13 protein-coding genes are annotated in these 19,833 nt (G+C 57.7%); 1 reads left to right on the top strand and 12 read right to left on the bottom strand.

All coding sequences use genetic code 11. The annotated features are described in order from the left end of the window. The 9 genes from hflC to ACIOWE_RS25715 form a co-directional block, all read right to left on the bottom strand. Window positions 1–721 (bottom strand): protease modulator HflC (gene hflC / locus ACIOWE_RS25755; protein ID WP_401397363.1); only part of this gene is annotated, 721 nt, incomplete at its 3' end. Further along, entirely contained in the window at window positions 721–1,890 is a 1,170-nt protein-coding gene (gene hflK / locus ACIOWE_RS25750; protein WP_201235781.1) for an FtsH protease activity modulator HflK, read from the bottom strand. The genes hflC and hflK, both read right to left, overlap by 1 nt. A gap of 96 nt (window positions 1,891–1,986) precedes the next feature. Beyond that, entirely contained in the window at window positions 1,987–3,288 is a 1,302-nt protein-coding gene (gene hflX, locus ACIOWE_RS25745) for a ribosome rescue GTPase HflX (RefSeq protein ID WP_103304663.1), read from the bottom strand. A gap of 12 nt (window positions 3,289–3,300) precedes the next feature. Then, window positions 3,301–3,561 (bottom strand): RNA chaperone Hfq, encoded by a 261-nt coding sequence (gene hfq / locus ACIOWE_RS25740; protein ID WP_007902656.1) that lies wholly within the window; start codon window positions 3,559–3,561, stop codon window positions 3,301–3,303. A gap of 94 nt (window positions 3,562–3,655) precedes the next feature. Then, on the bottom strand, window positions 3,656–4,627 hold the full coding sequence (gene miaA, locus ACIOWE_RS25735; RefSeq protein WP_201235783.1) for a tRNA (adenosine(37)-N6)-dimethylallyltransferase MiaA: 972 nt from the start codon (window positions 4,625–4,627) through the stop codon (window positions 3,656–3,658). Continuing rightward, complete coding sequence (gene mutL / locus ACIOWE_RS25730) at window positions 4,627–6,537, bottom strand: DNA mismatch repair endonuclease MutL (protein WP_401397358.1); 1,911 nt, start codon at window positions 6,535–6,537, stop codon at window positions 4,627–4,629. The genes miaA and mutL overlap by 1 nt, the downstream gene beginning before the upstream one ends. Next, a complete protein-coding gene (locus ACIOWE_RS25725; RefSeq protein WP_401397355.1) occupies window positions 6,534–7,913 on the bottom strand; it encodes an N-acetylmuramoyl-L-alanine amidase in 1,380 nt (459 codons plus the stop codon). The genes mutL and ACIOWE_RS25725 overlap by 4 nt, the downstream gene beginning before the upstream one ends. A gap of 57 nt (window positions 7,914–7,970) precedes the next feature. Next, a complete protein-coding gene (tsaE, locus tag ACIOWE_RS25720) occupies window positions 7,971–8,441 on the bottom strand; it encodes a tRNA (adenosine(37)-N6)-threonylcarbamoyltransferase complex ATPase subunit type 1 TsaE (protein WP_201235787.1) in 471 nt (156 codons plus the stop codon). Beyond that, window positions 8,429–9,928: an NAD(P)H-hydrate dehydratase gene (locus tag ACIOWE_RS25715; RefSeq protein ID WP_401397352.1), complete on the bottom strand. Its 1,500-nt coding sequence runs from the start codon at window positions 9,926–9,928 to the stop codon at window positions 8,429–8,431. Before ACIOWE_RS25715 ends, tsaE begins: the two co-directional genes overlap by 13 nt. Before the next feature lie 63 nt (window positions 9,929–9,991). Here ACIOWE_RS25715 and queG point away from each other — a divergent pair, with 63 nt between their 5' ends. After that, window positions 9,992–11,065 (top strand): tRNA epoxyqueuosine(34) reductase QueG, encoded by a 1,074-nt coding sequence (gene queG / locus ACIOWE_RS25710; protein ID WP_401397350.1) that lies wholly within the window; start codon window positions 9,992–9,994, stop codon window positions 11,063–11,065. A gap of 16 nt (window positions 11,066–11,081) precedes the next feature. Here the strand turns inward: queG and ACIOWE_RS25705 are convergent, their stop codons facing one another. From ACIOWE_RS25705 to ACIOWE_RS25695, 3 genes are all read right to left on the bottom strand, one after another. Further along, a complete protein-coding gene (locus ACIOWE_RS25705) occupies window positions 11,082–15,863 on the bottom strand; it encodes an RHS repeat domain-containing protein (protein ID WP_401397347.1) in 4,782 nt (1,593 codons plus the stop codon). A gap of 79 nt (window positions 15,864–15,942) precedes the next feature. Beyond that, window positions 15,943–16,929, bottom strand: a complete 987-nt coding sequence (locus ACIOWE_RS25700) for a hypothetical protein (protein WP_401397344.1) — start codon at window positions 16,927–16,929, stop codon at window positions 15,943–15,945. 323 nt (window positions 16,930–17,252) lie between these two features. Further along, window positions 17,253–19,571 (bottom strand): hypothetical protein, encoded by a 2,319-nt coding sequence (locus ACIOWE_RS25695; RefSeq protein ID WP_401397341.1) that lies wholly within the window; start codon window positions 19,569–19,571, stop codon window positions 17,253–17,255. Between the last annotated feature and the right edge of the window lie 262 nt (window positions 19,572–19,833).

Raw genomic sequence — 19,833 nt, 5'->3', positions numbered from 1 at the left:
AGATCGCAGCGGCCTGGGCATCACCGTCACCGCGAACCTCTTCGGATTCACGATAGGCTTCAGCCAGCAGCACGCGGCGTTGACGATCGGAGTGGGCACGGATGCCTTCAGCCAGCTCGTTACCCTTGGCACGGTGCTCGCGAGCTTCACGCTCACGCTCGGTGCTCATACGCTCGAACACGCTGCGGTTCACTTCTTTCGGCAGATCGATGGCCTTGACCCGGACATCGACAACTTCGATACCCAGCTCTTTTTCCGCCATCTTGTTCAGCGAAGCGGTGATGTCAGCCATCAGCGCATCACGCTCGCCCGACACGACTTCGTGCAGGGTGCGCTTGCCGAACTGGTCACGCAGACCGGACTCCAGACGACGGGACAGACGCTCGTCGGCGATTTGCTTGAGACCGGAAGTTGCGGTGTAGAAGCGCTCGGCATCTTTCACGCGCCACTTGGCGTAGGCATCAACCATGACAGCTTTCTTTTCCAGGGTCAGGAAACGCTGTGTCGGTGCATCCAGCGTCATCAGACGTGCGTCAAATTTACGCACCTGGTTAACGTAAGGCACCTTCACATGCAGACCTGGCTGAACATCCGCCTGCACCACACGACCGAATTGCAGCAGCACCGCACGCTCGGTCTGAGCGACGATGTAGAAGCAGTTCCAGCCCACCAGTACCACGACAACGCCAACGATCAGGGCGATCAGCGATTTATTGCTCATCAGCGGGTCTCCCTTGTGCGCGACTGCGGCAGGTCAGTGACATGCGGCGTGACATCCGTGTTACTGGCTGCAGCCGAACCGGTGACCGGCGCATTGCTGCCCGAACTGTTCTGAATCATTTTGTCCAACGGCAGGTAAAGCAGGTTGCTCTGGCCGTTCTTGTTGCCGGTCACGAGTACCTTGCTGGTGTTGCTGAAGACTTCCTGCATGGTGTCCAGGTACAGACGCTGGCGGGTGACTTCAGGTGCCTTGCGATACTCGGCGACCAGTTTGGTGAAGCGATCGGCCTCACCCTTGGCGCGCGAGACCGTTTCGTCGCGGTAACCGTTGGCATCCTCGAGGATACGCTGGGCCTGACCACGAGCTTCCGGCACCACGCCGTTGGCGTAGGTCTCAGCCTGGTTACGCGAACGCTGTTCATCTTCACGGGCGCGGATCACGTCATCGAAGGCTTCCTGCACTTCACGCGGTGCCGCTGCGCTCTGTACGTTGACCTGGGTAACGGTGATACCGGTGCGATAGGTATCGAGGAAACGTTGCAGACGCTCCTTGATTTCGCTGGCCATCAATTCACGACCTTCGGTCAGCACCTGGTCCATGGCGGTCGAACCCACCACGTGGCGCAGGGCGCTGTCGGTCGCATGCTGCAGGCTGATTTCCGGCTGATCGACGTTCAGCACGAAATCCTGCAGGTTGCTGATCTTGTACTGCACGGTCAACGGGACTTCGACGATGTTCTCGTCTTCGGTCAGCATCTGGCCCTGCTTGGTGTAGGCACGCTCACGCGTGACGTTTTCCATGTACTTTTTATCGATCGGCGGGAAGTAGATGTTCAGGCCCGGGCCGACGGTTTCGTAGTACTTGCCGAAGCGCAGCACCACGGCTTGCTCCTGCTCGTCGACCACGTAGACCGCGCTGTACAGCCAGACAGCCGCCAGCACAACAAGGCCGATGCCGAGCAGACCGCCAAAGCCGCCACTCCTGCCCGAACCACCGCCGTCATCACCACCGCGTTTCTTACCACCACCGAACAACCCGTTCAGGCTTTCCTGCAGCTTTCGGAAGGCCTCGTCGAGATCCGGTGGCCCCTTGCGGTCGCCGTTATTGCGGCGCTTGCCACCCCAAGGATCCTGATTGTTCGAGTTGCCACCCGGCTCATTCCAAGCCATAGCGCTCTCCATCTGATAAAGCAAAGACGCACCCACGGCGCGCCGACCAATGCTACAGAATGCCTGCCGTTGCGGAACAACCGCTTTGTCAGGCTTTTATTGCAAAGTGTGTTGCTCGATGAACTCCGTCGGCACAACGCCTTCACGACTGACCAGTCGATTGAGCTCCGAGCGCGGCAATCGAACGGCCAGCAAGCTGACACCTTCTTCGTCGTATTCTTCTTTCTGCACCGCGCCCAGTTCGAAAAACTGTGCACGCAGACGCGCAAAACGCTGAGGCAACCGCAAGGTACCGACAAACAGGTCACTGCCCAACAACTCGGCAATGGCTTGCTCAAGCAATTCCAGACCACTGCCATCACGCGCCGACAACCAGACCCGTTGCGGCCTGCCGTTTTCGTCGCGCTGGATTTGTGGCTCAACGCCTTCAAGCAAATCGAGTTTGTTGTATACCTCAAGGATCGGCAAGTCCTGGGCGCCAATCTCGCCCAGCACCACCATCACCTGCTCGATCTGCAACATGCGATCCGGTTCGGCCGCATCGATCACGTGCAACAAGAGGTCGGAGTTGCTCGACTCTTCGAGCGTAGACCGAAATGCCTCGACCAGCTTGTGCGGCAGGTGGCGAATGAACCCCACCGTGTCAGCCAGGACGATCGGCCCCAGGTCGTCCAGTTCCAGACGGCGCAGGGTCGGATCCAGCGTGGCGAACAATTGGTCGGCCGCGTAGACGTCGGATTTCGTCACGTTATTGAAGAGTGTGGATTTGCCGGCGTTGGTATAGCCCACCAGGGAGACGGTAGGAATATCCGCACGGGAACGGCCGCGGCGCGACTGTTCGCGCTGACTGCGCACTTTCTCGAGCCGCCCCTTGATCTGACGCAGGCGAACCCGCAGCAGACGGCGGTCGGTTTCCAGCTGGGTTTCACCCGGACCACGCATGCCGATGCCGCCACCCTGACGCTCAAGGTGGGTCCAGCCACGAACCAGCCGGGTGCTCATGTGGTCAAGCTGGGCCAGTTCGACCTGGAGCTTGCCTTCATGGGTACGCGCGCGTTGGGCGAAAATATCGAGAATCAGACCGGTGCGGTCGATCACGCGACACTCGAAAACACGTTCGAGGTTACGTTCCTGACTGGGCGTGAGGGTGTGATTGAAGATCACCAGATCGGCTTCTTCGGCATGTACCAGGTCGCGTAATTCCTCGACCTTGCCGCTGCCAATCAGGAATTTGGCGGTTGGCCGATGACGCGGCACGTTAAAAAACGCAACGGTCTCGGCGCCCGCCGAATTAGCCAATTCCTGAAACTCCTGCGGATCTTCGCGCGCCTCAGGGTCCTGTCCATCCAAGTGAACGAGAATGACTCGCTCACCACCACCGTGGCGCTCAAAGAACAAAGGAGACTCCTATCAGGCGTTACCTGGCTCAGCGTCACCTGCTTCGGATTCGGTTGCGCTAGGCAGACGAATTGGACGAACCGGCACTACTGTCGAGATAGCGTGTTTGTAGACCATCTGGCTGACGGTGTTTTTCAGCAGGATCACGAACTGGTCGAACGACTCGATCGTGCCTTGCAGTTTGATACCGTTGACCAGGTAGATGGAAACCCCAACTTTCTCTTTACGTAAAGTATTCAAGTAAGGGTCTTGTAGCGAATGCCCTTTTGACATGTGCCGCACTCCTTTAAGGATTCAATAATAAAAATAGGTAATTCAGATGGCTTTGGCCGTCACACCCCCAAGGATAGACGGCAATTGCAAGGACTCAGCTCAATATGGAGATGGTCCCAAGGTATTTCAAGGCGCGTGGCAGATTGTCGCAATCAAGACTGTCCAGCCAGTGTAAATCTTCCCAGCTGCGCAGCCAGGTGAACTGGCGTTTGGCCAATTGGCGCGTGGCAATGACTCCACGTTCCTGCATTTCGGCCAATGTCAGCTTGCCATCCAGGTAATCCCAGACTTGGCGATAGCCTACTGCACGTATAGACGGCAACCCCGAATGCAGGTCACTTCTTTTACGCAGGGCTACGACCTCGTCGATGAACCCCTGTTCCAACATATTTGTGAATCTTTGTTTAATGCGCTCGTGCAGTACCTGACGATTTGCCGGGGCAATGGCCAAGTTCGCGACAGTATAGGGCAATTGTTGCAGTCCCGAAGCGGCTGCTTCAGTACTTTGCGCAGATTGTTGCTGACGCAGCGCGGTCATGCTCTGACCGCTGACCCGATAAACTTCCAGCGCACGACTCAAGCGCTGCGGATCGTTCGGATGAATCCGTGCCGCTGACACCGGATCGATGACTGCCAATTGATCATGCAAGGCTTGCCAGCCAAGGCGTGCAGCCTCTTCTTCGATCTGCGCACGGACGTCTGCATCGGCTGCGGGCATGTCGGCCAGACCATCGACCAAAGCCTTGTAATAGAGCATCGTGCCGCCCACCAGCAGCGGAATTTTTCCGCGTGCGGTGATTTCGGCCATGGCTTGCAGGGCATCGCGACGGAAATCCGCCGCCGAGTACGCCTCGGCCGGATCGAGAATATCGATCAAACGGTGTGGATATTCGGCTAGCAGCTCTTTGGACGGTTTGGCCGTGCCGATGTCCATGCCGCGATAGACCAGCGCCGAATCGACGCTGATCAGCTCGCACGGAAGTACCTTGGTCAGCTCGATGGCCAGATCGGTCTTGCCCGCAGCGGTCGGGCCCATCAGGAAAATCGCTGGAGGAAGCTGGCTCATCAACGACCGCGCAGGAACAGTTTGTCCAGATCGTCCAGGCCCAATTGGGTCCAGGTCGGTCGGCCATGGTTGCATTGACCGCTGCGCTCGGTGTTTTCCATGTCGCGCAGCAGACCGTTCATTTCCGGCAAGGCCAGGCGCCGGTTGGCGCGGATCGCGCCGTGGCAGGCCATGGTGCCGAGCAGTTCGTTCAGGTGTGCCTGAATCCGGTCGCTGGTGCCGTATTCCATCAAGTCCGACAGCACATCACCGACCAGGCGGTTGGCCTCGGCCTGCTTGAGCAATGCCGGAATCTGGCGGATCGCCAGGGTTTCCGGGCCCAGACGCTGCAATTCGAAGCCAAGACGCTGGAACCACGCCGCGTGCTCTTCAGCACAATCCGCTTCGCGCTGACTGACCGCCAACGACTCCGGCACCAGCAACGGCTGGCCGCTCAGACCTTCGCTGGCCATGGCGATTTTCAGGCGTTCATACATGATCCGCTCATGAGCGGCGTGCATGTCCACCAGCACCAGGCCTTGGGCGTTCTCCGAGAGAATGTAGATGCCCTTGAGCTGCGCCAGCGCGTAGCCAAGCGGCGGAATGTCTTCCTGACCGGCCGGCAACGCGTTGGCATTGGCCTCGGGCAGCGGCGCGAAAAACTCGCGATACGCCGCTTGCGCCTCGGCGGCCGGCGGCACAGCAGATTGCGGACGCGGCGTGTATTGATACTGATAAGCGCCGCCAGCGCTGCCACCCGACGAGGTATTGAATGCCGGTTGCGCCTGCGGCTGCTCCAGCAACGCATTGGCCGCCAGACGCATTTCGCCCTGCGGGCCGAATTCGCCGGCATCGAGGCCGGTTGGACGGACGATGGCAGTGGTCACGGAACCGGCGAGCTGGTCCTCCGGACGCACATCGCCCAGCGCACGGTGCAGCGTGCCGTAGAGGAAGTCGTGCACCATGCGCCCGTCACGAAAACGTACTTCGTGCTTGGTCGGGTGCACGTTGACGTCTACCGCCGCCGGATCGACCTCGAAAAACAGCGCAAACGTCGGATGCCGACCGTTGAACAACACGTCGCGATAGGCCTGACGCACCGCGTGGGCGACCAGTTTGTCGCGCACCGCACGGCCGTTCACAAAGAAATACTGCAAGTCCGCCTGGCTACGGTTGAACGTCGGCAAACCGACCCAGCCCCACAGGTGCAGACCGTTGCGTTCGATCTCGATCGGCAACGCCTGCTCAAGGAAGCCAGAACCGCAGATCGCCGCCACACGCCGTGCACGGGCCGCATCATCATGGGCCTCGTGCAGGCTGAGGATGGTCTTGCCGTTGTGACGCAGGTGGAACGCCACATCGAAACGCGCCAGCGCCAGACGCTTGATCACTTCTTGCAGGTGATCGAATTCGGTTTTTTCGGTCTTGAGGAATTTGCGGCGAGCCGGCGTGTTGAAGAACAGGTCGCGGACTTCCACCGAAGTGCCGACCGGATGCGCTGCCGGCTGCACGCGAGGCGCCATGTCGCGCCCCTCGGTTTCGACCTGCCAGGCCTGATCGGCATCGCGGGTGCGCGAGGTCAGGGTCAGACGCGCCACGGAGCTGATCGAAGCCAGTGCTTCACCCCGAAAACCCAGGCTCATCACCTGTTCGAGGTCTTCCAGATTGCGGATCTTGCTGGTGGCGTGACGGGCCAGCGCCAGCGGCAGGTCATCGGCGGAAATGCCGCTGCCGTCATCGCGAACGCGCAGCAGCTTGACGCCGCCCTGCTCGACATCGACATCAATGCGCTTGGCGCCGGAGTCGAGGCTGTTTTCCAGCAACTCCTTGATCACCGAGGCCGGACGCTCGACCACCTCACCGGCGGCAATCTGGTTCGCCAGCCGTGGGCTGAGCAGTTCGATGCGGGCGGTGTTCAAGAGCTGATTCATTCTTTGGACGCCAGTTCGGTGCCAGGAATGGTCAAGTGCTGACCGGCCTTCAGATCATCACTCTTCAGATTGTTGGCGCTGCGCAGCGTTGCCGGCGACACCTGATAACGCACGGCGATCATTGCCAGGGTTTCGCCCGGGCTTACGCGGTGGTCGCGCGGGCCTTGGGCGATCTTGCCGGAATCACGCAGCCAGGCAATGTAGGTGCCCGGTGGCGGGTTCTGCTGGAAGAACTGGCGCACGCCGCTGCTGATCGAACGTGCCAGCGCTTGCTGGTGGCTCGATGCCGAGAGCTTGTTCGCTTCGTTGGCGTTGGAGATAAACCCGGTTTCGACCAGAATCGACGGGATATCCGGCGACTTCAACACCATGAACCCGGCCTGTTCCACGCGCTGCTTGTGCAGCGGCGTCACGCGACCGATGTTGGTCAGGACTTTCTGACCGACGTTGAGGCTGGAGGTCAGCGAGGCGGTCATCGACAGGTCGAGCAACACGCCCGCGAGCATGCGGTCCTTGTCGTCGAGGCTGACGTTACCGGCACCGCCGATCAGGTCAGAGCGGTTCTCGCTGTCGGCCAGCCAACGGGCGGTCTCCGACGTGGCGCCGCGATCGGACAGGGCAAACACCGACGCACCGAAGGCCGCCGCAGACGGCGCGGCGTCGGCGTGAATCGAAACGAACAGATCGGCGCCCTTCTTGCGGGCGATTTCGGTACGGCCGCGCAACGGAATGAAGTAATCGCCCGTACGCGTCAGTTCGGCGCGGAAGCCTTTCATGCCGTTGACCTGACGCTGCAATTCGCGGGCGATCTGCAACACCACGTCTTTCTCACGCTGGCCACGCGAGCCGGACGCACCCGGGTCTTCGCCACCGTGTCCGGCGTCGATCACCACAATAATGTCGCGCTTGCCGGCCGGAGCTGGCGGAAGCTTGATTGCCGGTTCGGAAGGTGTGACCGGCACCGCTGGCATGGTCGCCACCGACGGCGTTGGAGCAGACGCGGGCGCAGGTGCGGCGTCGGCCGGGTTATCGAACAGATCGACCACCAGACGGTTGCCGTACTGCGCGTTAGGCGCCAGCGAGAAGCTTTTCGGGGTGACGGCTTTCTTCAGATCAATGACCACCCGCAGGTCGGTCGGCGTGCGCTGGGCCGAGCGCATCGCGGTGATCGGTGTGTTTGCGGTCTGCACATTCAGCGGTGCGCCGAGGGTGGCGCCATTGATGTCGATCACCAGCCGATCCGGAGCGGTCAGGGTGAAGACGCTGTGCTGTACCGGACCGCTCAGGTCGAAGACCAGCCGCGTGTTGTCCGGTGCGCGCCACAGGCGCACGCTGTTGACCTTCGTATCGGCCACAGCGTTGACGGTTACTGCCATCAATATCAGTCCAGCGGCAGCCACCAACGCGCGAAAGCGCATACCTAACCCCATCATTTAATTGGATTCCAATGCCAAAGCGGCACACCAGGCCTCGCCGCGCGAACCCCGGGATAAAATTTTCAGCGAACGCCCGCTGTCTTGCGGGCTAATGGTAATGGTCAGGTCAGGCTTTGGCAAAAAGCCTGCACCTTTATCGGGCCACTCGATCAGGCACAAGGCGTCGTCTTCGAAATAGTCGCGGATGCCGAGAAACTCCAGCTCCTCCGGATCGACCAGCCGATACAGGTCGAAGTGGAAGGCGCGGATGTCGCCGATCTCGTAGGGCTCGACCAACGTGAAGGTCGGACTTTTTACCGCACCGACATGCCCCAACCCACGGATGATGCCCCGGGACAGCGTGGTTTTGCCCATCCCCAGATTGCCTTCGAGAAAAATCAGGCCGTGACCCTGGGTAACGCGGGCGATCCGTGCGCCAAAGTCGCTCATTTCCTGTTCATCGGCCAGGTACAGGGTTACTTCAGACACGGTGCATGCTCCTCCAACAACTGACGAATGGCTGGAATCAGATCACTGGCCGCCAGCCCACGGCCGAATTTACCTTGTTGCATCCCGGCATTGGCGTGCAGCCAGACGGCCAGGCAAGCGGCATCGAAACCGGCCATGCCTTGCGCCAGCAATGCGCCGGTCAAACCCGCGAGCACATCGCCGAGCCCGGCGGTGGCCATGGCCGGATGGCCCTGATGACACAACGCCAGACGCCCATCGGGATGCGCGATCAGACTGCCTGCACCTTTCAACACCACAACCGCTGTATATTTTTTGCTCAACGCCAATACCGCAGCAGGACGATCGGCCTGCACTTGCGCGGTGCTGATTCCCAGCAAACGTGCCGCCTCGCCCGGGTGCGGAGTGATCACGCAATCTTTGGGCAGGCTGACGAAACCACTGGCCAGCAGGTTTAAGGCGTCCGCGTCCCAGACTTGCGGCAACAGCGCGTTGGCCGCCGCAGACAATAACGCCCGCCCCCAACTCGCCTGCCCCAGACCTGGACCTGCAACCAGCACTGAAACCTTGTCCAGCAACCCCATTAACTGGTTGGCCGATGAAGCGCCAAGCGCCATGGCTTCCGGCACGCGGGTCAACGCCGCCGCCACGTGTTCCGGGCGGGTGGCCAGCGAAACCATGCCGGCGCCGCTGCGCAGGGCGCTTTCGGTACTGAGCAGAATAGCCCCGCCGAAACCGTGATCGCCGCCAATCAGCAGCACATGGCCGAATCGTCCTTTGTGCGCGGTCGGTGCACGCGCGGGCAGACGCGGCAGATTAGCCGTGTTCAGACGCCGAGCACTGACAGTAATGTCACGATAGGTTTCGGCCGTGGCCTGCAAATCGTTGAACACCAGTTCGCCGATGCAATCCGCTGCGTCGCCGGTAAACAGGCCGACTTTCAAACCAATGAAGGTGACGGTGAGGTCGGCGCGGACTGCGTCACCGAGTACGTGTCCGGTATCGGCCGACAGCCCGGAAGGAACATCCACCGCGATCACCGGCAAGCCGCTGGCGTTGATCGCTTGGATGGCACCGGCGTAAGGCTCGCGCACGTCACCGTTCAGGCCGGTGCCGAGCAAGGCATCGACGATGACGCCGTGCAGTTCGCTTTGCGCCGTCCAGTCCTGCACGGGGACGCCTTCTGCCAATGCCTCGGCATGGGCCAGCGCGGCGTCACCCTGCAAACGCTGCGGGTCACCGACCGCCAACACCCGTACCGTCCAGCCTGCCCGCCGCGCCAGCGCAGCGACCAGATAACCGTCACCTGCGTTGTTGCCATGCCCGGCCAATACACTCAGCGCGGTCGCTGAAGGCCATTGCCGAACCAGCGCCCGCCATGTCGCATGGGCCGCACGCTGCATCAATTCGAAGCCCGGCGTGCCGGCAGCGATCAGCCGCGCATCGAGTTCGCGCACCTGTGCGGCGCCATACAGCGCGTCGGGTAATTCATCTTTCGTGTGCGGCATGCGTCTTCGGGCTCCGATGTCTGGCAGAATTATACGCACCTCAGCTCCGGTTTCTCTCGCCTCATGTCCGCCATCACCACAGACCTGCCCGCCCTCGCCCAATCAATCAAGGATTGGGGGCGCGAACTGGGCTTTCAGCAAGTCGGCATCAGCGGCCTCGATCTGGCCGAGCATGAGCAGCATCTGGAGCGCTGGCTCGCCGCTGGCTACCACGGCGAAATGGACTACATGGGCGCCCACGGCAGCAAGCGCTCGCATCCCGAAGAGCTGGTTCCGGGCACTTTGCGCGTGGTTTCGCTGCGCATGGACTACCTGCCGGGCGATACCGAGATGGCCAAACGCCTGGCGCAACCGGAAAAAGCCTACGTGTCGCGTTATGCCTTGGGCCGCGATTACCACAAGTTGATCCGTAAACGCGTTCAACAATTGGCCGACAAGATTCAGTCCGAGATTGGGCCGTTCGGGTTCCGCGCCTTTGTCGACAGCGCCCCGGTGCTGGAAAAAGCCATCGCCGAACAGGCGGGGCTGGGCTGGATCGGCAAGAACACCCTGGTGTTGAACCGCAAGGCCGGCAGTTATTTCTTTTTAAGTGAACTGTTCGTCGATCTACCGCTGCCGGTGGATGATCCGCACAGTACCGAACACTGTGGTCGTTGCACCGCCTGCCTGGACATCTGCCCGACCAATGCCTTTGTTGGCCCTTATGTGCTGGACGCTCGACGCTGCATTTCTTATCTGACCATCGAACTGAAAAGCGCCATCCCCGAAGACCTGCGACCGTTGATCGGCAACCGGGTGTTCGGCTGCGATGACTGCCAGATCGTCTGTCCGTGGAACCGATTTGCCAAGCCTTCCGGGGAAAGCGACTTCAAGCCACGGCACAATCTCGACAATGCCGAATTGGCCGAGCTGTTTTTGTGGGATGAAGAGAAGTTTTTGAGTAGCACTGAAGGCTCTCCGTTGCGGCGCGCCGGGTATGAACGCTGGTTGCGCAATCTGGCGGTGGGATTAGGCAATGCGCCTTCAACGATTCCGGTATTGGAGGCGTTGAAGGCGCGACGGGATTATCCGTCGGAGTTGGTCAGGGAGCATGTGGAGTGGGCGCTGGAACAGCACTCCAGACCTTCAACCCCATAAAGGGCGAGCTAAGCACTCAGGCCGCTGGCCAGCGCGTTGTATCAATGCTTTTAGCCGTTTTCATCATTGTGTTGGTCTGCCCGTCGGACAAATGGCCGCCCGCCTGCAAGACTTTGCAAACTCTCTGTTTACTGTCCTCTAGAAGGTAAATACGCTCCCCACGTCCTTTCGTCCTCGCAAAAAAAACATGCGTTACTTTTCTTCCAGCACCAACTGATCCGAACTCCTCGTACAGCATCTCGGACTCCGCGGCTGCTTGGCTGGCGGACTTGTTGCTTTCCACGAGTTCGTAGAAACCTTTAGCCCTCGTCTCATTGATTTCAGACACGAAATTGTCTTTTTTGGCCCTTTGTAATTGCCAAGGTTCGTCCGACGCTGTTTCCACAGGCGTCTTGGCTTTTTTGGCCGCAGCCTTGGCGCCTTTTCCGGGCTTGTAATAATGTTTCGCCGCTTTGGCTGTATCCTCGCCAGCGGGACTGAGACCTTTGCCAAAGGCTGAAGCCATCTTCCTGCCAGCATTCACAGCGGCTTTTGCACCCGCCGCCAAGCCTGCACCAAGTGAAGCCAGTCCAAGACCGAAACTGATCCAGCCCAATATTTCTCCTGCTGGATCATCCGGTGCATACTCATCGAACCAGGAGCTGGCAATACCCGCCAGGCCTGAAGTAACACCCAGCCAAAATGCCGTCATGACCCATGGCGTTGCCACGCCAGCCGTCAGCCCGCTGATAATAATTCCGAGAACACCGAGGCCGATTCCCAGGATCGTTTCCAACGACATATGCCCGGTAGGGTCGACACGATTGACAGGGTCGCCCAGGCAATAACTGTAGGCATTCAATCCGCCCGCACCGAACGGACTCATGCTGTCGGGGGCGAGAAAACGCATCAGTGTCGGACTATAGGCTCTGTAACCGTTACCCAGCAGATACAGCCCGGTCACCGGATCCAGCTGCTCGCCATTGAACCCCGCCAGACTGAATAAACCACCTTCGGCAGGACGATGCCCGTAAGGGCTGTAGGCGCAATCGGTGAGCTGTTCCTTGCCCAGCGTTGCCAGCACGCTTTGCTGCTGATCGGTACCAAACAACTGCGCACCGGCGTTCAAACCGAGTTGCTGTTGCCCCACAAGCGCTCCACCGTGACGCACAATACTGGATGAATTTTCACCACTCACCTCATTGGCGACCCGGCCTGCGTAGTAGTAACGCTGCGTTGTTACCTTGTCGGGTTGCGACAGTTCAACCAGATCGTCGAGACCGTCGTAATGGTAGCCACGAATGACTGAACCGCCTGCGCCGGACAGTTGTTCGAGACGTCCAAATGCGTCATAGGCCAGAGTTCGTGCCAGGTCGTCCTTGATCATCCTGCCGTTCGCGTCGTATTCCAGTGTCACTGCCGGCGGATAGTCAGCATGAGAATGTTTGACTGCGCTGAGTTGTGCAGGATCAGGATTGTCATAACTGAAGGTGGTCAGATTCACGCCCAGCGGGAACTTCGTCTGCACGGTCAGAATGTTGTCCAGCGCATCGAAGGTGAACGTCTGCTGGACAATTTCCTTGCCATACGGATCGCGGGGCTTTTGGGTGCCGGCACAGTCGTACTGGATCAGACGCCCGCGCACATCGTAGGCGAATTGTTCATCACGCAAAATTTGCGTGCCACGCCTGGACACTTTCTGCGCCAGTTTGCCGGCAAGCGTATAAGTCGATTCCAGCGTCTGGTCAGGCTGACCCTGAATCTCAAATGTACGGCGGGTTTCACGACCGATATCGTCATAGACAAACCGGGTGAGCATCTGACGCTTGATCGACGTCTCTTCGGCTTTCGTCCAGGCCAGCATCCCCGTCTGGATGTCGTAGTGGAATTCGGTTTTCAACGAACCCTGCGTGGTGGACAGCAGGCGGCCGTGCTTATCGTATTCGGATCTGCTTTCGGCTCCGAGGACATCGACATGGGTGATCGGGCGTCCCTGCAAGGAATAGGTACTGGACGTTGCTTTCGTGATAGCGCCGAAGGTCGTCGTTTCGGATTTGAGGCGTCCGGAAGGGTGATAGGTAAAATTGCGTGCCCTGCCGCTTTCGGTACAGGTCAATGGATTGCCACTGACGGGGTCGTAAGTCAGAGTCGTGACCAGCTCCCCTGCCTTGCGCTCCGTCAGTAAACCGCCCAGATCGCGCAAATACGTGAATTCGGTTTTTTTACCATCAGCACTCTTGTACCACTGAGGCTGAGTGAAGCCTGCTTCATAACCCGCCTCGGACTTTCGCCCACCCACGGTACTTTGTGTCAAACGACTCAAACCGTCATACGTTTGCTGTCCCAACACTTTTTCACCGACCTTGATGTCGGTTGGCAACCCTTCATCGCTATGCTCGGCGTAGTCGGTCACGACCTCACTGGTGTCAGGCAGAACACTGCGGATTATCCGGTCAAAAACGTCGTATTCATATCGAGTGATATTGCCGACAGGATCTGTTTTGCTGGTTGTGCGCCCGAACCCGTCATAGGTGTAAACGGTTTTGCCCAGACTCTTGTTCTTCAGATTGAAGCTCTCGACACTGACCGGTTTACCGAACTCATTGACGAGGGTGAGTGTCTTGCCCATCCCCTGGAGCCAATTGGTTTGCTGGCGAAGGACCGGATCCGCCTCGCTGTGTTCGATACGCCCATCGGCATGCAGCGTCTTGCTGACCAGGCCCCAGGAGTCGAATTCGTAGCGGGTGCTGACCGGATGAGGCTTGCCATCACGCCAATCGGTCAGCGTCACTTTTACCTTGCGACCGACCGAATCATGCTGGGCAGAATAAAGCGTGCGAGTCTGGATGAGGCCGTCCTTGTCGGGATGGTCACAGTCCTTTTCCTGAATGGTGATCGCCCGTCCCAGGCCGTCATAATTCATTCTTTGCTCGCCGCCGGCCGGGTCAGTCGTCACCATTGTGGCCGGCTGCTGCTTGCTGGCGGCCGTATAGACCCACTTGGTCGAGGCCGCGTAGGGGGTGCCGAAAGCCACCGTTTTGCACACTGCCCGGCCGATCGCATCGTATTCATGCTCGATGTGTTCGCCATCGACACCGACCTCTGACAATGGCAATCCCGTCAGCGTCGAGAGCACTTTCTCACTGGCCTGCAGTGTGCCATCAAATCCGCGTGTGCTGGACTTGATCCGCAACCTGTCATCCTCAAGCTCATAGGAAAATTCGGTAGAGGTTTTTTTATCATTCAGAATGATACTTTGCTCTTTCGTGGCCCCGTGCTTGAGCGGGTCCTTTGGCGTATCCAGGTAACTGCGTTCGGTTTTCGAGCGCAAGACCTCAAGGCCTTCGACAACTTCGAAAAAACGCTCCTCGACCGGTACGACGCATGCCAGTTCCACCCCCTCCAATCCAGGATGCAGGGCATAGTCGTAGTACGTGACAGTCGAAGCACCACCCGACGCGGCAGCGGTGACCGTCCTCTTTTTCGGGAACCTGGAGAAACCCAGCGGATCCTCAGGGCAATTGTCTCCACCATTTGCCGGATAGAACTCCGTCGAAGTCGTTACCCCACTTGGCTCGACGTGCTTGAGCAAGTTGCCTTCGCCATCGAACTCGGTGACGGTAGTTTCCACACGCGTCTGTTGGGTGCGCCGATCAAGGTGAGTCACCGTATGGACTTTAGGCATGCGGAACTGAGCCAACTGCTCATTGAAAGGCTTCTTGACTGAGCAGTGATACTCCGTGGCGGTAGCGACCTGGGCGTCGCCACAGGTAGTGACCTCAGCCACCAACAGATGGAACTTGTTGTAGGTGCGTCTAATGCGGGTATGTACTTTGCCGCTTACTACCAACTGCTCGTCCGAGGTGTAGACATAGTGACCGGGCGCCAGATAGAGAGGATCCAGGTCATTGTCCTTGGCCGGCAGGACGCCCAGCCCAAGGAAGTTGTGGTCGGAGTACGTGTAAGCCTTGCAGAGTCGGGGTTGGCCGCGTCCAGGGTAGATATCGTGAGCGATAACAAACGGCAGTGTCCGTTCCACGCCATTTTCGAAACGATGACCTTGGCGCTTGTAGCGAATGAATTCGACGCCGCGTAAAGGATTGACGACGCGGTGCAAATAGCTGGCCTCATCGATCACTTCATATTCCAGCTCCCAACCTCTGCCGACCGGAAGTTCGATTGCCGTAACCCGAGCGTTTTTCAAGATCAGCTTGTAATCAGAGCTGGACGAGGTATCGGGATATCGGGTCAGTGTTACCTGACCTGCATTGCGGGTGATTTTCAGCAGGCATCGTTTGGCGTCATGGACTTCGGCCAACCTGGGAAACTGGTTGAACAACTCGTGCTTCAACGCGATGCTCACCCCGTTTGCCGCGATTATTTTTTTCGCTACGGCGACCTGAGTGCCAGCCAGGACCTTGAGCAGTTCACGCCGACCATCCTTGTATCGAACTTCATATTGCCCTGCTCCGGTCACCAACACCTTTGCCGTTTGCAGCTTCATTTCCTTGAACTTCAGACCGGTAGATGTTTCTACGGCCTTGTAGCGCTCGCCATTGGACAGCGTCATGACTTTGCTGCGCAAATCGTAATTTGTCATGGTCAAAGACCAGCCAATGCCAAAACCGGAGTCTGCCTGATTGAGTGGATTGAAGCCCAGTGCAAGTGCAAACTCAGGGCCGTTGAGATCCGACGAGTGCAAATTGCCCAACGAAAAGGAGCACGTGTACATGCCCGTTCGGGGATCAACACCTCCGGAAACAAACTCACCGAAGTTAAAAGCATTAGAATGAACAGCGGAAGATGAATTACTCGCCATTGAAAACCGTCCTTTTATTTAAAGATGCAGATACTGACTAGTCAAGTTGGCCAGCGAAAACCGCTGGCCACATCAGAAATCAGACAAGCTGTTTCATTGGCCGTTTGGACTCACCCAGAATAAAAGCGCGCTGCTCTTTATCACCTTCGATACAAAGCCTGTGTTCCGAACCAAACTCATCGATCACTGCAAACTCAAATGTATCTTCGCTTTTGCGCTCCGCTAGCAGGTCAGCGGAAATATATTTAACAAGCGTCAACTGTCCGGGCACATTGTTGATCGGCACGGTCATGATGCCGAGGGGACTGCGCAGGGTAGCGTTTAGCCCGTAAATAGGTGCCATGTAGCCGTAAAAGCTTCTGCGCCCGTCGAGGGTGCCAAGAATTAATCCGGAGGCATAGAACTGTACTGCATCTTCGGAATCATAAGGATCAAGTTTTACCTCACTGCTGTACCAGTCAAGCAGATGAATCTGCCTGCCCTCCGAGTGTAGCCCAATGTGATATGTGTGAACCCAGTCGTATTGCGCTCTCTGCCGCTTGCTACCATATTCTTTGAATGTAAAGCTATTAAGCGAATATTCTTTCGGCGGAATTGCTTCCAGGGTAACACTGCTGTCAAAGCCAATTCCGTTACTTCGCAATAACACACCGTCCATGAGAATTTCGGCGGCCACTTCCATGATTCCTGGCTTGGAAGCCGAAACCCAAAACTGGAAAATTTGCACCGGATCAGAGTCGTCACTTATACGGTTGTGCGTGGCACGTGGAACTTCGGTAACCCGAGGTGCGCCACCCGACATTTCGTGAGCATATCGATTTTCCTGCTGCGATACGCTCCAGTTCCCCTCCAGAGGCCGCGCGCCGTTATAGGCGATCAACCGCAGTGATTGCAGTGCAGGATGCCCATACAGCGATGCGCCGTTGCCATTGGTATCCGTTCCGTGCAGAAGTACCAACACTCGCACCTGCATGCGCCCATTGGCATAAAGCACTTTATGCTGGCCTGACCTTGTGGAGTCGACCTTTACCTCGATACGAGTAATACCGCGTGGTTCATCAAACATTTAACAATACCTTGCTGATTAATAGAATTTGCCCTCTAAGGAGCCAGCAAACTATTGACGATCGATTTAAATAAAAACAGCTGCGAAATCAGACAAATTATGAGGAAGTAATATCTTAACACCCCCACCAACAACTCACACAAACGCTAATACATCCAAAAACCGCAATTCACATCGTTCTTCCTGCCCCTTTTATTCCAGCACTCAATGATCTCTCTCCCCTCCTGATCTCAACCGCACAGAATCAAAAGGGGAGCCACCGAGCAGCTTGTTCTTGTCAGGTTATGTTAGAAAAACAAAGGTGCCGTTACTTCCACCAACATTCAGTCACTGTCTGAACCTGTCGAGAGCCCGCTCTCTGAGGACTCACTATCGGAGTCAGATTCTAAAAATACCTCCTCCGTCTGAATTTCCACCTTTCGATCCATACTGGAATCTTCGAGATACCGACTAATCCGCTGCCTTGACGCGTCACTCAGTGGATTATTCAATAACCCAACGAACAAATTCTGTGTATCCGGAATCTCGAACAGTTCATTTCCCACGTCGGAAATATTATTATCATGTAACGCCACGACCCTAAGCTCCCTGAGCGTATCTATGCCTGAAGGAACGCTGGAAAGACTTGCGTTGCTCAGCATCAATCGGGTTAGACCTGCCATATGACCTATATGTGGCGCGACCGCCAGAGGGTTGTTTGCCAGATTCATCACGGTGAGCGCTTCGATTCTGGACAATCCCTCAGCTGTAGCTTCCGATAGTTTTAGCGAACACCTATCCAGTGTAAGTTCGCTTAACTGGCGCATTTGAAATATTCCTGACGGGAACTCCTCCATTTTTATGCCGACGACACCCAAAAATTGAATATTGGGAAAGCTGTCAAGAAAAGCGCCTATCTGTGCGCCCGGTTTATTTGCGGTCAATATTAACTCTGTTACATACTCAAATCTGGCGGACAGCCTTGGTAACTCACCCGAAAACTCCACATAGTCAGAAAAATAATAGTCTCCCTCCCCCCACTTCGAAACCGGTTTGCGCTGCCAGATATCCTGCAGCTTTGCGCTGAACTGCTCGCGAGCCTGGCGTCGTTCAGCAAGTGTCAGCGCGCCCTCTGGTTCCGACGTCTGCGAATGAGGTGAGGCCCCTTCGGCAGTCCATATCGCCAATTCATCACGCAACGTTGCAAGCTCTGTTTCCAGGCGAAATAAAACGCCTGATGGATCACCCTTCAAACGCTCGTTGGTAAACGCCATCACCTCCTCATTCGAAAGCTGCGGATATAGATCTCGGACACGGTCTGCGACGGACTTGGTCGATGCCGGTTGGTCGTCGCCACCACCTCGCAACTGCCCCGCTTGCCGGAATCGCGAGGTAGCAGGATCGACGGTCACCGGAATCGGTGCGAGTCCCAGCAATTCGCTCACGGACTGGTGCGGCGGTAACGCCTGTGTACGGATCAACTTCTGTAGCGCCGCACCCCCGCCCTCTGTCACACCCAGCAACTGACGATGACCAGGCAACAACAGAAACCAGATGGTTGAATAAAGATCCTTCGATCCCTGAGCATATTGAGCGTCGCTGCTTTCGATGGCGTAGCGATCATCCTGACGAATCAGCAGGTGACGAATCAGCGACCGGGCATCGCCGATAGCGCCCAGAACATCACCGTCCGCCCCGCTCTGACGAATCTCGATACGAACTTTTTGCGGCCACCCCGCCAGACGCCCGATCATCTGCAACGCCAGTCGGTCAGTGTCCAGGCTGGATACTGAATCCAGATATAGGCCTTCACAGGCTCTTGCGATACGGATATTGCGCAGCGCCAGCAGAGCTTCTTCTGCCATTCGCCGTGGCATTCCCGATTTGTTGTGCATGTGCAGACGATCGGCGGCGCTGGCATCGCGCCACAACGCCTGAGCCAGTGTCTTGGGAAGGTCAGGAAAAATTCGCCGCATCTGCAACGTATTTTCATCACAGTCGAGTTCGAACGCGCGCTCATGATCCTGAAAGAGCACGGCACGGTCCCGATGGGCGTGGCGTCCGACAAGATCGCCTTTACGCAAATGCAGCAGGGCCTGCAGTTGCGGATCGATCTGGACGCGCACCAACGGATCGGGGTGATGCATTTGTGTGATGAGCGTCTGGATTTTCTGATCGAGACTGAAGCGCCTGACCGTGTCATGCAATAAGGCGAAGGACCGAGAGTCAATGTGGGAGTCGCGCGCCAACACTTCATCCATCCCACTTACCGTCAGGATGCGTGCAATCGTGACGTCGAAAAAGCCGTCCACCGGGTGTCCCATGCGGTGAAACAGTTCCGCAGTTCGCCCCCGTAGCGAACTGCGTCTTGCCAGGTCATTACGCGAATCGCTGCTGTCCAGCGGGAGCCAGAACCTGCCCTCGCGGTCCGGTTTCAATAGTGGGCCGGAAGGGTTGAGCTCACTGGCCAGTGTGGCGCGAAAAAGGCCGCTTTCGATATCCAGTGCCACTCGCACGAAATGGACATCGTCGACAGCCACATACTGGCGCTGCTTGAATATCCGTAAACCCTGCGCATCGGCCTCGCCGAGGCCTTGGGTTGTGGGTATCCAGTAATCTGCCAGCGAGGACGTCGCAGCAAACACCGCAAACTCGTCGATCATGGACAACATCGGACTCACAGTCACACTGGCCGTCTGCGTCGCTACGATCGGGTCTGACGGCCGGCTGGAAGGTGGCGAGGGTTCCAGGCGATGCGATAGGGGTGAATGCGGCATGGATGGGGAGGAAGGTGACCGATGCGAGCCATCCGTGCTGGCGTCGGGTGTTTTGCTTGGGGCAGGAACAGGTTTGACCTTTGGCGGTTTGCCAGCCATGAATACTCATCCTTGAGGTGCAGTTGCGTTGGCCGCGCATAACGCGAGG

The organism is Pseudomonas sp. NPDC087598 (assembly GCF_044743525.1).
Classification (GTDB): domain Bacteria; phylum Pseudomonadota; class Gammaproteobacteria; order Pseudomonadales; family Pseudomonadaceae; genus Aquipseudomonas.
The sequence above is the reverse complement of the archived record's forward strand: the minus strand, read 5'-3'. Positions and strand labels throughout refer to the sequence as shown.